The sequence below is a fragment of the Kitasatospora sp. CB01950 genome (assembly GCF_001905465.1).
Taxonomy (GTDB): Bacteria; Actinomycetota; Actinomycetes; order Streptomycetales; family Streptomycetaceae; genus Kitasatospora.
In genome coordinates, this window is record NZ_LISX01000007.1 from 288,314 (window position 1) to 302,656 (window position 14,343).

The 14,343-nt window shown below is 71.5% G+C and carries 13 protein-coding genes; 5 read left to right on the forward strand and 8 right to left on the reverse strand.

What is annotated here, in order from left to right; all coding sequences use genetic code 11:
- Positions 1-426: 426 nt before the first annotated feature.
- The 4 genes from AMK19_RS19915 to AMK19_RS19930 form a co-directional block, all read right to left on the reverse strand.
- Positions 427-1,023 (reverse strand): hypothetical protein, encoded by a 597-nt coding sequence (locus AMK19_RS19915; RefSeq protein ID WP_073813539.1) that lies wholly within the window; start codon positions 1,021-1,023, stop codon positions 427-429.
- 46 nt (positions 1,024-1,069) lie between these two features.
- Positions 1,070-2,005 (reverse strand): WXG100 family type VII secretion target, encoded by a 936-nt coding sequence (locus AMK19_RS19920; RefSeq protein ID WP_073813541.1) that lies wholly within the window; start codon positions 2,003-2,005, stop codon positions 1,070-1,072.
- Positions 2,002-2,316 (reverse strand): hypothetical protein, encoded by a 315-nt coding sequence (locus AMK19_RS36055; protein ID WP_073813543.1) that lies wholly within the window; start codon positions 2,314-2,316, stop codon positions 2,002-2,004. Before AMK19_RS36055 ends, AMK19_RS19920 begins: the two co-directional genes overlap by 4 nt.
- Positions 2,317-2,453: 137 nt before the next feature.
- Positions 2,454-2,942: a hypothetical protein gene (locus tag AMK19_RS19930; protein WP_073813545.1), complete on the reverse strand. Its 489-nt coding sequence runs from the start codon at positions 2,940-2,942 to the stop codon at positions 2,454-2,456.
- A 107-nt stretch (positions 2,943-3,049) separates the two neighbouring features.
- On the opposite strand from AMK19_RS19930, the gene AMK19_RS19935 reads away from it, so the two are divergent.
- Positions 3,050-3,493, forward strand: a complete 444-nt coding sequence (locus tag AMK19_RS19935; protein ID WP_073813547.1) for a MarR family winged helix-turn-helix transcriptional regulator — start codon at positions 3,050-3,052, stop codon at positions 3,491-3,493.
- Positions 3,494-3,636: 143 nt separating this feature from the next.
- Here AMK19_RS19935 and AMK19_RS19940 read toward each other — a convergent pair whose 3' ends face one another.
- The 3 genes from AMK19_RS19940 to AMK19_RS19950 all read right to left on the reverse strand — a co-directional run bounded on the left by AMK19_RS19940 (position 3,637) and on the right by AMK19_RS19950 (position 8,268).
- The gene (locus tag AMK19_RS19940) at positions 3,637-5,418 is read right to left on the reverse strand and encodes a DEAD/DEAH box helicase (RefSeq protein WP_073813549.1); all 1,782 of its coding nucleotides are present in this window, start codon (positions 5,416-5,418) and stop codon (positions 3,637-3,639) included.
- 174 nt (positions 5,419-5,592) lie between these two features.
- On the reverse strand, positions 5,593-5,796 hold the full coding sequence (locus tag AMK19_RS19945; RefSeq protein ID WP_073813551.1) for a cold-shock protein: 204 nt from the start codon (positions 5,794-5,796) through the stop codon (positions 5,593-5,595).
- A 309-nt stretch (positions 5,797-6,105) separates the two neighbouring features.
- Complete coding sequence (locus AMK19_RS19950) at positions 6,106-8,268, reverse strand: MMPL family transporter (RefSeq protein ID WP_073813553.1); 2,163 nt, start codon at positions 8,266-8,268, stop codon at positions 6,106-6,108.
- A gap of 507 nt (positions 8,269-8,775) precedes the next feature.
- Between AMK19_RS19950 and AMK19_RS19955 the strand changes: the two genes are divergently transcribed.
- From AMK19_RS19955 to AMK19_RS19970, 4 genes are all read left to right on the forward strand, one after another.
- Positions 8,776-10,983: an MMPL family transporter gene (locus AMK19_RS19955; protein ID WP_073813555.1), complete on the forward strand. Its 2,208-nt coding sequence runs from the start codon at positions 8,776-8,778 to the stop codon at positions 10,981-10,983.
- A gap of 47 nt (positions 10,984-11,030) precedes the next feature.
- Positions 11,031-11,918 carry a phosphotransferase enzyme family protein gene (locus tag AMK19_RS19960; RefSeq protein WP_083647098.1) on the forward strand — a complete coding sequence of 296 codons (888 nt, stop codon included), beginning with the start codon at positions 11,031-11,033 and terminating at the stop codon, positions 11,916-11,918.
- Positions 11,919-12,048: 130 nt separating this feature from the next.
- The gene (locus AMK19_RS19965; protein WP_073813559.1) at positions 12,049-13,023 is read left to right on the forward strand and encodes a polysaccharide deacetylase family protein; all 975 of its coding nucleotides are present in this window, start codon (positions 12,049-12,051) and stop codon (positions 13,021-13,023) included.
- A 196-nt stretch (positions 13,024-13,219) separates the two neighbouring features.
- Positions 13,220-13,534: a S1 RNA-binding domain-containing protein gene (locus tag AMK19_RS19970; protein WP_073813561.1), complete on the forward strand. Its 315-nt coding sequence runs from the start codon at positions 13,220-13,222 to the stop codon at positions 13,532-13,534.
- Between the two features lie 16 nt (positions 13,535-13,550).
- Here the strand turns inward: AMK19_RS19970 and AMK19_RS19975 are convergent, their stop codons facing one another.
- On the reverse strand, positions 13,551-14,258 hold the full coding sequence (locus AMK19_RS19975; protein ID WP_073813563.1) for an exonuclease domain-containing protein: 708 nt from the start codon (positions 14,256-14,258) through the stop codon (positions 13,551-13,553).
- Positions 14,259-14,343: the final 85 nt, after the last annotated feature.

Consider the following 14,343-nt stretch of genomic DNA (forward strand, 5'->3'; position numbering starts at 1 on the left):
ATGATCATCACATGTGAGCCATGATCATCAAGGTGGGCTCACACAGCTGTCAATACCCGTTCCAAGCAATGAAAATGACAGGTAAAGACATAAATGATCATCACGCTCTTGCGTGGATGAACCACCACAAACAGGTTGATCAGGGAAGGAGCCGGGCCACCCAAAGACACTGATCTGACGCATCGTCAATTTTGCAGGGAAAGCCGGGCCTGATATCGCCATCTCGGCCGATTCCAAGCACTGTTGATGTGCGAAGGAATATCAGAAGTCCGCTGGCCGCATGCGAACATCTCAATGTTCAAGTCGGCGTGACGATCCATCAGTTTCAAGCATCCCGAGGCCCAGAAACGGCCCCGTCGCGGACCTCGCCGGCGCGCACCTGCTACCCACACAGCAGGGACGCGCCGGGGTCCGCGACGGTTGCGATCAGGCCGTGAACGCGGCCGCGAGCTCGTCCGCCGCCGACGGCAGCGGTGTCGTGACGCCCGCCCAGGAGCCGTCGCGGAAGTGGAGGTCGACGCGGCCGCGCTGGGTGACGCCCTTGGCGTTGCGGTGGGCGGCGGCGATCTCGTGGCGCGGGAGTTCGAACTGCAGGGCGTGCTGTTCGGTGAGCTGCCAGAGCTTGGCGCGGTCGGCGAGCAGGAACAGGCGGCGGTCGGTGAGGGCGAGCAGGCCGCTGCCGTTCGCGCCGTCCTCGTGGAGGCGGACGACGAGGCGGCCGGCGGTGGAGTGCCAGTCGCCGCCCATGCCCCGGCCGTGCCAGGCGGAGTCCGGCACGGCGTCCATCATCCGGTTCTCGACGGCGCCGACCGCCGCCGACACCGGGTTGACCACCGCGTACGCGCGCCGCAGCAGGCTGAACGGCTTGGCCAGCTTCTGTTCGAGCTCGCCCGGTTGACGCGGAGTCAGCAGCTCCTCCGGCGGGCGCGGGATGCCGGGCGCCAGCGAGACGGGTGCGGCGGCCAGCAGCTGTTCGCCGGCGGCCAGGAACGGTGCGGCGAACTGGCGGTCCCGGTCGAGCACAGTGCTCCTCCTCCTCGATTCAGTGGAACGGGTAGCGGCGCCGGGCTCACCCGAAGGCGTCCTCGAAGCGGCGGCGCCGCTCCTCGGGGCTCATCTCGGGCTCCTTCGCGGGCTGGGCAATGCCGGTCTTCTGCCGCAGACCGGTGCTGGGGCCGGTGTTGCCGCTGATCCGATCGTCGGCCTCGTCGGCGAGGATGCCGGCGCCGCTCTGGGTGATCTGCTGGAGCGCCTCGCCGGCCGGGTTGCCGGTCAGGCCGATGCCGTGCAGCCCGGCCTTGCCGATCGTCTTGGTCGCCGTCTTGGCCAGGTATGCCTCGACGTCGAGCGGCTTGTTCCAGGTCCAGGGCTTCTTCGGGTTGAGGTGCGGCCGCTTGGAGACGGCCTTGAGCGCCTTCATCGCGTCGGCGATCTTCTTCAGCGCACTGGCCAACTTCCGTACCAGGTTGGCTATTCGGACGCTGGCGATGGTGCCTTCGGCGGCGGCCGCGGCGGCTTCGGCGGCCAGCGAGATGCCGGCGGTGATGACGCTGAAGGCGATGGACGCGGCGAGCGTGATGATCGCCCATTCGATCAGCTCGCGGATGATCGTCTCGACCAGGTCCTGCGCCATCCGGGCCTCGGCGGCGGCCTCGTCGAGGAGTTCGGCGGTGCCCGCCATGTCCTCCGCCTCGGCCTCCAACGCCTGCTCGTACTCGGCGAGTTCGCGTTGGAACGCCTCGGACGCCTCGCCCTGCCACTCACCGGCCAGCGAGGCCCGGTCGCGACGCTGGTCGGCGATCACCTCGCGCAGCTGCTCGGCCTGCCTGCGCCACAGCTCGGCGGCGGCCTCCAGGCCCTCCGGGTCGCCGGTGACGAACTCCAGCGGCTCGGCGAGCGGTTCCACGATGGGACGCATGATCTCGTCGATCACGTTGCCCAGCGGGGACATCCAGTCGTTGATCTTCGTGTAGGCGTCGACTGCGCCGGCGATCGGCCCGCTCATCCGACGATCGCCTGCATCCCGCGCTCGATGCTCTCGTCGACCCGCTCGTACGCGCCGGCCATGCCGTCCGCGTACTCGCCGATCCGGTCCATGGTGTCGGCGGCGGCCCCGGCGTTCTCGATCGCCGCCTCGGAACGCTCCACGTAGTCGCGGCCGGTCTCGTCGGACTCCGGGAGCTTCCCGAAGGCGGACGGCGACAGCTGGTGCCCGCCGAGTTCGGCGCGGATCGCCCGCAGCCGCTCGGCCCGTTCGATGCTGGTGCGGGCGAACCGGCGCAGCGCGTCCGGATCGACCGTGAACTCCCCCGCCATGTCGGCGTACCTCTTCCCCGTTGCCAGGCCCACCGCTTCGGCGACGGCATAGACGACGCCATGCGCAGACCATGAATTGGCAAAGAAGCTAACACGGCCTCGCCCGCAAGAGGTACCCCGGGCCCGCCAATTGACGCTCAGTCGGCCAGCCGCACGCGCACCCACGGGTCGGTGCAGCGCTCGGCCGCCTCCCGACGCGCCGTCAGGAACCGTTCCGCGAGCGGCCCGTCCACGGCCTCCGCCCACCGCCACGCACCCACCGCGCACACCTGCCGCAACGGGTCGCCGTCCGCCACGGCCGCCGCCAACTCCTCCTGCAACCGCCGCCGGCCGCCCACCGACACCAGCACCTGCGCCAGCCAGCGCGGCGAGGACGCGTCGTCGTCGGCCAGCAGCGCGTCCAGCACCAGCGGGTACAGCCGGTGCGCCGCCTCCCGGTCCGCCGCCAGCCGCCGGTACGCGGCCTGCCGTTTGTGGCCGATCCGGTGGTACTGCGCGAAACCCGACGCCCGCGCCTCCAACCGGGCCACCCGCTCGTCCCCCGGCACCTCGACCGTCACGTCGAGCACTGCCAGCAGGGCGTCCAGCGCGGCTTCCTGCGCGTCCAGGCGCACGTGCTGCTCCATCGACCGCCTCCTCACTCCGCATGTAGATACTTGCAGGCGCGGGAATTTGCAGATTTCGACTAGGCTTGTACGGAGTGAACGATCCCATCCCGAAGGGAGCACGGCCCATGACCCGCCCGGACCCCGGCCTGGCGCACGGCTGGTGCGCCCTGACCTCGCTGCACGGCCGCCTCGAAGCCCACATCGAACGCGCCCTGCAGGCCGAACACGAGCTCAGCGTCCGCGAGTTCTCCGTCCTGAACGTCCTGAGCGAGCAGCACGAGGGCGACGGCGGTCACTTCCGGATGAACCGGCTCGCCGACTCGGTGGTCCTCAGCCAGAGCGCCACCACACGCCTGGTCACCCGCCTGGAGGACCGCGGCCTGCTCGCCCGCTACCTCTGCCCCACCGACCGGCGCGGCATCTACACCAACGTCACCCCCGCCGGCCTCGCCCTCCTCGACCGGGCCCGCCCCACCCACGACGCCGCCCTCGCCGAAGCCCTCACCGCCGCCGAGACCCGCCCCGAACTGGCCCCCCTGGTCGCCGCCGTCCGGAACATGGGCACCTGAAAAACGGGAGCACGCACAACCAGGGGATGCACCACCGGGGGCGCGGGGAACTGCGCGAAGGGGAACGCGCCACGTCCGCAAGATCGCGACGCAGGACAGTGACCTGCACCTGATCGCGACCTTGCGGACGGGCTCGCGCAGCCCTAGTCGGACTTGCGCCGCTGCCGCCCCGTCCCGTAGTTCGAGCCGCTCTTCGCCCCGGACCCCGGCTTCGCCCGCCCCGACGACTTCCCGATGAACCCGGCCGCCATCTGCGAACTCCCGCCGCCCGGACGCTGCTTGGGCCGGGGGCGTCGCGGGTTGCCGCTCATGTCGACGTCCTTCGGCAGCCCGCCGGTCCGCTTCGCCGGACGCCGACGCGCCTCGCCGTCCACCGGCGCACCGCCCCGCCCACGCCCGCGCCCCTCCGCGGCGGGCTCGGCGACCGCGGCGGCGGCAGCAGCGACAGATGCCGGGACCGGCAGCATGACGGCCACGCCGGACGGCATCCGCGCGCCGGTGATGCGCTTCAGCTCGCCGTCCTCGGGCCGGACCTTGGTGATGGTGGGCCGGATGCCGGCGACGCTCAGCAGCCGGTTGACCTCGCGGCGCTGCTCGGGCAGCACCAGGGTGACCACGGTGCCGGACTCGCCGGCCCGCGCGGTGCGCCCGCCGCGGTGCAGGTAGTCCTTGTGGTCGATCGGCGGGTCGACGTTGACGACCAGGTCGAGGCCGTCGATGTGGATGCCGCGGGCGGCAACGTTGGTGGCGATCAGCGCGGTGACCTGGCCGTCGCGGAACTGGTCGAGGACCCGGTTGCGCTGCGGCTGCGACTTGCCGCCGTGCAGCGCGGCGGCGACCACGCCGTGCGCGCGCAGCTGCTTGGCGAGGCGGTCCGCACCGTGCTTGGTGTGCACGAACATGATCACGCGGCCCTCGCGGGCGGCGATCCGGGCGGTGGTCTCGGCCTTGTCGGCGGGGTCGAGCTGGAGCAGGTGGTGGTCCATGGTGGTGACGGCACCGGCCGACGGGTCCACCGAATGGGTGACGGGGTCGCTGAGGAAACGGTTGACCAGCCGGTCCACGTTGCGGTCCAGGGTGGCGGAGAACAGCATCCGCTGCCCGCCCTCGGCGACCTGCTCCAGGAGCTTGACGACCTGCGGCAGGAAGCCCATGTCGGCCATCTGGTCGGCCTCGTCGAGGACGGTGATGGCGACGTCGTCCAGGCGGACGTCGCCGCGCTGGATCAGGTCGTCCAGGCGGCCGGGGGTGGCGACCAGGACCTCGGTGCCGCGGCGGACCTGGTTGGACTGGCGGGTGATCGACATGCCGCCGACCACGGTGGTGATCCGCAGGCCGAGCACCCCGGCGTAGGGGGCGAGCGCCTCGGTGACCTGTTGGGCGAGCTCACGGGTGGGCACCAGCACCAGGGCCAGCGGGTGGCGGGCGGTGGCGCGCTTGCCGGCGGTGCGCACCAGCAGCGGCAGGCCGAACGCCAGGGTCTTGCCGGAGCCGGTACGGCCGCGGCCGAGGACGTCGCGTCCGGCCAGCGCGTCCGGCAGGGTGGCGGCCTGGATCGGGAACGGCTCGGTCACGCCCTGCGCACCGAGTTCCTTCATCATCCCGGACGGGAGGTTCAGCTCGGCGAAGCTCGCCGCCGGCGGGCGGGACGGGGTGCCCTGCACGGGCGTGAAGTCCTCGGCGGGCGCGGCCGTCGTCACGGCGCCACGACGCGGCCGACGCGGACGCTCGGCACGGGCCTGCTCGCCGTCGCGGGACGAACCACCGCGGGACGAACCACCGCGGGCCTCGGAACCACTGCGCGGCGCACCGCCACGGGACGCGCCGGTGCGCGGCTTCCGCGCACCGGGCTGGTCACCGCGCGACTCGCCGCGCGAAGCGGACTGTGCGGACCGTGCGGACTTCGGACGGGACTGCTCTGACATGCGTGTTTCCTCTACCTGGAAGGCCGTCGGCCGACGCGCGATCACGCGTCGGCAGGATGTCGGCCGTCCGGGAGGAAGGGCCGCCCCGGCCGTCGGGCGGCATGGACGAGGGCCCGTACCTGTGGAGGTACGGGCCCTCGCCCACAACATCTAAGAGTCGGCGTGAGCCGGCACTCAGATGGGGCGGATGTTCTCCGCCTGCGGGCCCTTCTGGCCCTGGGTCACGTCGAACTCGACCTTCTGGCCCTCGACGAGCTCACGGAAGCCCTGGGACTGGATGTTCGAGTAGTGAGCGAAGACGTCAGCGCCGCCGCCGTCCTGCTCGATGAAGCCGTAGCCCTTTTCGCTGTTGAACCACTTCACGGTGCCGGTAGCCATAACCGTCTCCACTTTCACTGGGGCGTTGGGGCACACACCTCGTGCACCCCACGTAGCCGCGATCCCCATCCGGAGACTAAACACCGGACAAAACAAATGCGCCTGTGGTTGGAACCAGCAGGCGCACACACACGTTCATGGGAACCAATACTGCAACTGCTTCGACAATAGCACGGTCCCCTTCGTCGACGGCGGCAAAAGTTCCGCTGGTCACACCGTGTTTCGACGGGACGGCGAAGGGGCATGCGGTCCGGTTGGACCGCATGCCCCTTCACTCAGGACTGCCCGGAGCTACCCGTGCGTGGCCGTTCAGGCCTGGCCGGCGGGCTGTGGCGCGCGGGCGGCGACGGCCTCGGGGCCGTGGTCGGGCATCGCGCCGTGACCGGGCCACCAGGCCTTCTTGCCGAGCAGCGCGGTGATCGCCGGGGTGAAGAACATCGCCATCACGAAGGCCGCCAGCACGATGCCGATGGCCAGGGCGAAGCCGAGCTCGGCGAAGAGCACGTTGCCTGCCAGCATGAAGGTCGCGAAGGACGCGGCCAGGATGAAGCCGGCCGCGGCGACGGTCGGTCCGGCGTGCCGGACCGCCTCGCTGGCCGCCTCGCGCGGGTTGCGGCCCTCACGGGCCTCCTCGCGGAGTCGGGCGATGATCAGGATGTTGTAGTCGGTGCCGATCGCCACCACGAACAGGTAGATGAAGATCGGCAGCATGAACATCAGACCGGGCTCGGAGCCGATCTTGAGGAAGGCCAGCGTGGTGGCGCCCAGGGTCGCGGCGAAGCCGAGGCCGACCGAGGCCATCAGGTACCAGGGCGCGACCACGCTGCGCAGCTGGAGGCCCAGGATCAGCAGGATCAGCAGACCTGCCACCGGGAAGACCAGCTTGTAGTCGTGGGTCATCGCCAGGTTGATGTCCTTGTACACCGACGAGGTGCCGCCGATCAGCGCCTCGGTGCCGGCGGGCGCGTCCGCGTGGGCGGCGGTGCGCAGCTCGGTGACGGTGTCGATCGCCGCGTTGCTGGCCGCGGAGTCCTTGAGCATCACGACGAAGTCGGCGGTGGTGCCGTCCTCGCTGAGCTTGTGCTCGGCCTGGACGGTGGCGACGCCGGGGACCTGCCCGAGCTTGGCGCCGAAGCCGTCCAGCTGGGCGGCGTCGAGCTTGGCGCCGTCCTTGCCGGTGACGAAGACGTGCGTGGGGTCGGCGGCGCCGGCCGAGAAGCCCTTGGTCAGGGCCTCCATGACGACCATGGACTCCTTGTCCTTCGGCATCATGCTCTTGGCCATGTCGAAGGTGCCGCTGTAGCCGAGGCCGGCCAGCGAGAGGACCACCAGCAGACCGCCGGAGACCAGCGCGATGATGCCGGGGCGCCGGCCGACGACCTTGCCGAGCTTGTGGAAGCGGGCGCCCGTGGGCTCCTGCATCCACTTGCGGCCGGGCCAGAAGGTGGCCTTCGCCGGGATGACGGAGAGCAGCGCCGGGGTCAGGGTGAGCGAGGCCAGCGCGGTGACGATGACCGAGATGGCCAGCGCCGGGCCGAGCGAGGTGAACATGCCGAGCTCGGAGAGCAGCAGCACCGCGAAGGCGACGGTGACCGCGCCCGCCGCCGAGGCGATCGCCTCGCCGACCCGGGCGACGCCGTTGGCCACGGCGGCCTTGCGGTCGTCGCCGGCCCGCAGGCGCTCGCGGTAGCGGAACATCAGGAACAGGAAGTAGTCGGTGCCGACGCCGAGGATCACCACGATGTCGATCGCCGAGGCGATCGGCGAGGACTTCAGGTCGAAGATGTCGGTGACGAAGGCGATCAGGCCGCTGGCCGCGATCATCGGGAACAGCGACAGCAGCACCGGCAGCCAGCCGACCAGGATGCCGCGGAAGATCACGCCGACGATGACCACGATCAGCACGACGGTGGCGAGCATGGTGATCGCGTCGGTGGCGCTGGACGACTCCTTCTGGTCCTGCGCCATCGCGGCCTGGCCGCCGACCTGGAACTTCAGCGCGGTGCCCTTGGCGAGCTCCTTGCCCTCGTCACGCAGGTCCTTGGCGGCCAACGGGTACTCGTCGGTCTGCATCTTGGTCTTGTCGATGGAGACCATGCCCATCGCGTAGTGACCGTCCTGCGAGATGGTCTTCCCCTCCATCGGGGGGATGACCTGCTCGACCAGGGGTATGTGCTTGTCGGTCAGACCCTGGGTGATCTTGGCGATGTCGGCCTTGTCGGCGTCGGTCAGCGCGGCGCCGTCCGTGCGCTCGAACATCAGGATCGCGCTGGGGGTGAACTCGGCCGGGAACTTGTCCTGTTGGACCACCGCGGCCCGGATGGACTCGTAGTGCTTCGGCAGGAACTCTGACTCGTCGGTCGAGGCGCTCAGCTTCGGGGCGCCCGCGACCAGCGCGATGGAGCCGATCACCCAGGCGATGATCACCCACCACGCCCGCTTGACGACGAAGTGTCCAAGTCGGTGGAACATGCTCGAAATGCCTCCTGGGCATGGTTCACCGCAGCCGGGGGACGGGGACCGGGCAACGGCTGGACCGGCACGCGAAACCCTCGGCAGGGCCTAGCCGGTCGGCAGGTAAGTGTTAGCGGGCATCCTACGGGACCTGACTTGCCGCCCGGCAAGTGGGTTTCGTGTGCGCCCCCTAGGGGCGGCCACGGAGCCGGCCCCGATCCATCGTCGCCCGTCGACACCCCTTCCCACCTCGTGCTCGGGGTGGAGATCGCTCCCCCTCAGGGTGGACGCCCGGCTGCCCTCAAGGAGGAGAACCCTCCCCCGAGGGTGGGGATAACCCCCTACTCCCCCCTGGGGGCAGGGCCAGGGGAAAGTCGGTGACTAGCCGGATGGTTCGTCAGATCCCCAGCTCATAGCGTCTGTTCTGCCGCCGGAAGCAGCCCGGGGGCCCACTGACCGGGGCGGTCCGCACCCGCCCGAAACCCCTGGGGGACACCTACCGTGAATCATGGAATCGCCGCCACGATGGGCGCCTGGAGCGCCCGCCACAGAAAGACCGCGGTCTTCGGCTGGCTGCTCTTCGTCGTCCTCGCCGCCTACCTCGGCGGCGTGCACGGCTCCACCAAGGTCACCGAGTCCGAGTCGATGCCGGGTCAGGTCGCGCAGGCCGCCCGAATCCTGGACGACGCGGGCATCAAGTCCCCGGCCGGCGAGACCGTCCTGGTGCAGAGCCGCACGGTGACGGCCGACGACGCCTCGTTCAAGGCCGCCGTCGACCAGGTCGCCGCGGCCGTCAAGGCCACCGGCAAGGTCGGCGACATGCACAGCCCGTACGAGACGGGCGCGGTCTCGGCGGACAAGCACTCGGCGCTGCTCCAGTTCACGGTCGTCGGGGAGGACCGCGACACGGCCGTCGCCAACGTGCCCGCGGTGATGGACGCGGTGACGGGCGTGCAGAAGCAGCACCCCGAGTTCGTGGTCGAGGAGTACGGCGAGGCCAGCGCCGGCAAGTGGTTCAACGACCAGTTCACCAATGACTTCGCCCGCGCCGAGTGGACGGCGGTGCCGCTCGCCCTCGGCATCCTGCTGATCGCCTTCGGCGCGCTGGTGGCCGCGGTCCTCCCGGTGGTGCTGGCGATCACCGCCTTCGTCGCCGCCTCCGGCCTGGTCGCGCTCTCCTCCGGCCTGCTGCACACCAGCAACGACGCCGCCTCGGTGATGCTGCTGGTCGGCCTCGCCGTCGGCGTCGACTACTGCCTGTTCTACCTGCGCCGGGAGCGTGAGGAGCGCGCCGCCGGGCACGACGCCGAGACGGCGCTGCGGATCGCCGCCGCCACCAGCGGCCGCGCCGTGCTGGTCTCCGGCATCACCGTGGTGGTCGCCATGGCCGGCATGTTCCTCACTGGCATAGCCGACTTCAAGGCGATGTCCTTCGCCACCATCCTGGTCGTGGTCACCGCCGTGCTCGGCTCGCTGACGGTGCTGCCCGCCCTGCTGTCGCTGCTCGGAGACCGGGTGGAGAAGGGCAAGGTCCCGTTCCTGCACCGGCTGCGCCGGGGCGGCAACGAGGGCAGCCGGGTCTGGAACACGATCCTCACCCCGGTGCTGCGCCACCCGCTGGCCGCCGCCGGCCTGGCCACCGCCGCTCTGCTGGCGATCGCCGCGCCGGCGCTGACGATGCACACCGCCAATCTGACGTTCCAGCAGCAACTGCCCAAGGGCAATGCCCTGGTGGCCACCTCGCAGCGGATCCAGGACGCCTTCCCCGGCTCCCCCTCCCCCGCCACCGTGGTGGTCAGGGCGAAGGACATCTCCTCCCCCGAGATGACGCAGGCCCTCGCCGACCTCCAGTCCAAGGCCCTCGCCACCGGCAAGATGCACGGCCCCACCGGCCTGACGCTGCACGCCGAACAGAACGTCGCCACGGTCGACATCCCGCTCTACGGCAGCGGCAACGACACCACCTCCGCCGAGGCGCTGAAGGTGCTGCGCGAGCAGGTCGTGCCCGCCACGGTCGGCAAGGTCCCCGGCACCGAGGCCCCCGTCACCGGCGCCACCGCCGGCTCGGTCGACTTCAACAAGCAGATGTCGGACTCGATGCTCCCGGTCTTCGGGTTCGTGGTCGCCTTCGCCTTCCTGCTGATGCTCTGCTCGTTCCGCTCGCTGTCCATCGCCGTCACCGCCGTGCTGCTCAACCTGCTCTCGGTCGGCGCCGCCTACGGCGTGCTGTCGCTGGTCTTCCAGCACGGCATCGGCGCCTCGCTGATCGGCACCGCCGGCGTCGGCGCGGTGGAGAGCTGGGTCCCGCTGTTCCTGTTCGTGATCCTCTTCGGCCTGTCGATGGACTACCACGTGTTCGTGGTCTCCCGGATCAAGGAGGCGCACGACCGGGGCCTGCCGACCGGCGCGGCCGTCGCCCACGGCATCCGCACCACCGCCGGCGTGGTCACCAGCGCCGCCGTGATCATGGTCGGGGTGTTCGCGGTCTTCGGCACGCTGTCCATGCAGTCCATGAAGCAGATGGGCATGGGCCTGGCGGTCGCCGTCCTGATCGACGCCACGGTGATCCGTGCCGTGCTGCTGCCCGCCGCGATGTCCCTGCTCGGCGACAAGAACTGGTACCTGCCGCGCTGGCTGCACTGGCTGCCGCAGCTGGAGGGCGAGGCGCCCTCCCCGGCCCCGGCCGGCACCGGATCCCACCGGCGCCACGACGAGCACGAACTGGTCGGCTGACCGCCCCCCTCCCTCCCCGCGGACCCCGGTTCGCCGACAATGAGCAGGTGATCTTCGACGAATCGGGGGCCCAGGCCCTCCTGCAGCAGGCGTGCGCCCCGGCCGGCATCGACCCGGCCGGGGCCGCGCTCATTTCGCTCGGCCAGAACGCCGTCTTCGACCTCCCCACGCTCGGCCTGGTCGCCAAGGTCGGCCGCACCCCCGGCTCGGCCGACCGCGCCGCCCGCGAGCTCGCGCTGGCCGACTGGCTGGACGGCGCGGGCGTGCCGGTGGTCCGCCCCGCCGACCCCGCGGTGCACCTGGCCCAGGAGCACCCCGTCACGCTGTGGCACCGGCTGGAGCCCGCCGTCCGCCCCGCCCGGCCCGCCGACCTCGCCCCGCTGCTGCGCGCCCTGCACGCCCTGCCGGCCGAGCCGGCCCCGCCGGTGGCGCTCGGCCGGCGCGATCTCCTCGCGCCGGTGGACAGTTGGCTGGCAGGCGCGGAGGGTCACATCGATCCGGCGGACGTGGCCTTCCTCCGTGACCGGAAGGAGACCTTTGTCACCGCTATTTCCGAATTGACCCCTTTCCTCCCGATGGGTCCGATCCACGGCGACGCGCTGCCGCGCAACGTGCACATCGCCCCCGCCGGCCCGGTGCTGCTCGACCTCGAGTACATGGCCTCGGACTTGCGCGAGCACGACCTCGTGGTGCTGGCGCTCAGTCAGGACCGGTACGGCGTACCGGCCGAGGAGGTCGCCGCGTTCAACTCGGCCTACGGCTGGGACGTCCGCGAGTGGCCGGGCTTCGCGGTGCTGCGCGGCGCGCGGGAGACCGCCAGCGCGGCCTGGGTGGCGCAGCAGTCGGCCGGAAACCCGTCCGCCCGGGCCGAGTTCCGTCGCCGGGTGGACTCGCTGCGTGACGGCGAGGCGGCAGTACGCTGGTTCGCGTTCTGACCGCTTCCGTTCGGTGCCCGCCCTGTGGCGCAGCGCACATCCGGACGGAACCACCTCGGTCGTACCTGGCGTCGTATCCGATCGGACGCCCCGCCGTGCAGGCGACAGGTACGACGTCAGGAGTCGTTCCATGGTGAAATCCCGCATATCCGCCCGTCGTCGTTCTCTTCTCATCGGTGCCACCGCACTGCTCGCCCCGGCCGTGCTGGTGGCCTGCGGCGCCCACGGCACCCCCCTCGCGGCGGGGGACGCCGCGCAGCACTCGGCGGCGTCGCCGAGCGCAAGCACGAGCACGAGCGCGACCACGGGCGGAAGCGGGACCTCCTCGGTGGCGGCCCGGCCGACGCCGAGCGAGGGCCCCTCGTCCCCGTTCGCCACGCCGAGCCAGGACCCGGCCACGCCGAGCCGGACGGCCACCCCGTCCGCGCCGGGCACCGCCCCGGCCACCCCGTCCGCCCCCGGCACCGCTTCGAAGCCGGCCGGCGGGCAGCCGAGCCACGCCCCGGCCACGCACGTGCTGTCGCATACCGCCTCGGGCGGCAGGACGGTGGCGCTGACCTTCGACGACGGCCCGGGCCCGGCCACCGGCCAGGTGCTGGACCTGCTGGCGAAGTACGACGCGAAGGCGACGTTCTGCGAGATCGGCGACAACGCGAAGGCGAACCCGGCGGCGGTCAAGCGGATCGTCGCCGAGGGTCACCGCCTGTGCGACCACACCGTCGACCACCCGCAGCCGATGCACACCCAGTCGCACCAGCAGCAGGTGGCGGAGATCGCCGACGCCAAGGCGGAGATCCTGAACGCCGCCGGCGGCGACGCGCAGATCAGCTGGTGGCGCGCGCCGGGCGGCGACTTCACCGCCGAGAACGAGAAGATCGGCGCCGACCAGGGCATGAAGTCCCTCGGCTGGTCGGTCGACCCGCGCGACTGGTCGCGCCCGGGCGTGCAGTCGATCGTCACCACCGTGCAGCAGAACCTGCGCCCGGGCGGCGTGGTGCTGATGCACGACGGCGGCGGCGACCGCACCCAGACCGTGGCGGCGCTGAAGCAGCTCCTGCCGTGGCTGGTGGCGCAGGGCTACACTTTCGACTTCCCCCAGTCCTGACCGGCCATCCTGCCGAGGCGTCCCGACGGTCCGTCGGGACGCCTCTTCGGCTGGTACGGGCTGGAGGCCGGGACGGGTTCTTCGTGCACATCGGCACCGACCGCCCGTACGAGCGCGCCGCAGCCCGGGTCCGCCGGCTCGGCCTGTTCCCAGAGAGTCCTGGCGGCCGTTCACCTCCCCGTCCGACCTGGCCCCGGTGGGTGGGCAGGTCACGGCCGCGGTGCTCGGCGCCGACCTGGTGCGGGAGGAGCTGCAGCTGTCGCTGAGGGCGCTGCAGGACAACCCGCTGGAGCAGCTGTCCGCCCGCGTCGGCGAGTTGGTCGACGGGGTGGTCACGGGGGTGCTCCCGTTCGGCCTGCTCGTCCGGATCGAGGACCGGCCCGACGGCCTCCAGGGGCTGGTGCCCGCCGCCGAGTCGGCCGGCGGGGCCGTTCAGGTCGGCGACGGGCTGACCGTGCGGATCCTCGAAGTCGACCTGGCTCGGCAGCGGTTCGTGCTCTCCTGCCGCTGACCGTCGGCCGCCGCCCTCAGGAGGCCGCCTTGAGCGGCCAGCGCGGGTCGACGGTGGCGGCCGGGTCCTTGCGGCGCAGCCAGGCCTGGAGGTCGGTGGCCCAGGTGCGGTACCAGTCGATCTGCCGCCGGTGGAGTTCGTCGAGCGGGAGGTCGCCGGCCTGGTCGGGGTAGCGGTGGCCGAGGGCGACGGCGACCCGGACGGCGGCGAGGGCGTCGCTGCCGGCCTCGTGGGCGTCGTGGAGTTCGACCCCGTAGACCTCGCAGACCCGCTGGAGGGTGCGGGAGCCCTTGCGGTACTTGTCGAGGGCGCGGTCGACGACCATGGCGTCGACCACGGGGGTGACCGGGCCGCCGAGGCGGTCGGCGAGGGTGGGTCGGCCGTGGCGGCGCAGTTCGGCGTCGAGCAGCGACAGGTCGTAGGGCGCGTTGAAGGCGACCACGGGCCGGCCGGCGGCGAGCCGCTGGTGCAGGGCGCGGGCGATCTCCTCGATCGCCTCGGCGGCGGGTCGGCCGTGGGTGCGGGCCTCGGTGTCGGTGATGCCGTGGATGGCGGCGGCCTCGGCGGGTATCGGGACGCCGGGGTCGAGCAGCCAGTTGGTGACCCGCTCGACGCGGCCTCCGAGGGTGTCGACCACGGCGGCGGTGACGATCCGGGACTCCTCCGGGTCGGTGCCGGTGGTCTCCAGGTCGAAACCGGTGAGCGGCCCCTTCCACCAGGTCATGGGGTGTGTCTCCTTCCGTCGGCACTGCCAGGACGCGGACCATCATCGCGCGCGGCTGTGACAGTGCCGACGGCGCGTCCGCTGT

Bases quoted from the DNA above. Each gene is read 5' to 3' on its own strand.
- AMK19_RS19920 (WP_073813541.1), bottom strand. From the start codon at position 2,005: ATGAGCGGGCCGATCGCCGGCGCAGTCGACGCCTACACGAAGATCAAC.
- AMK19_RS36055 (WP_073813543.1), bottom strand. From the start codon at position 2,316: ATGGCGGGGGAGTTCACGGTCGATCCGGACGCGCTGCGCCGGTTCGCC.
- AMK19_RS19930 (WP_073813545.1), bottom strand. From the start codon at position 2,942: ATGGAGCAGCACGTGCGCCTGGACGCGCAGGAAGCCGCGCTGGACGCC.
- AMK19_RS19935 (WP_073813547.1), top strand. From the start codon at position 3,050: ATGACCCGCCCGGACCCCGGCCTGGCGCACGGCTGGTGCGCCCTGACC.
- AMK19_RS19940 (WP_073813549.1), bottom strand. From the start codon at position 5,418: ATGTCAGAGCAGTCCCGTCCGAAGTCCGCACGGTCCGCACAGTCCGCT.
- AMK19_RS19945 (WP_073813551.1), bottom strand. From the start codon at position 5,796: ATGGCTACCGGCACCGTGAAGTGGTTCAACAGCGAAAAGGGCTACGGC.
- AMK19_RS19950 (WP_073813553.1), bottom strand. From the start codon at position 8,268: ATGTTCCACCGACTTGGACACTTCGTCGTCAAGCGGGCGTGGTGGGTG.
- AMK19_RS19955 (WP_073813555.1), top strand. From the start codon at position 8,776: ATGGGCGCCTGGAGCGCCCGCCACAGAAAGACCGCGGTCTTCGGCTGG.
- AMK19_RS19965 (WP_073813559.1), top strand. From the start codon at position 12,049: ATGGTGAAATCCCGCATATCCGCCCGTCGTCGTTCTCTTCTCATCGGT.
- AMK19_RS19975 (WP_073813563.1), bottom strand. From the start codon at position 14,258: ATGACCTGGTGGAAGGGGCCGCTCACCGGTTTCGACCTGGAGACCACC.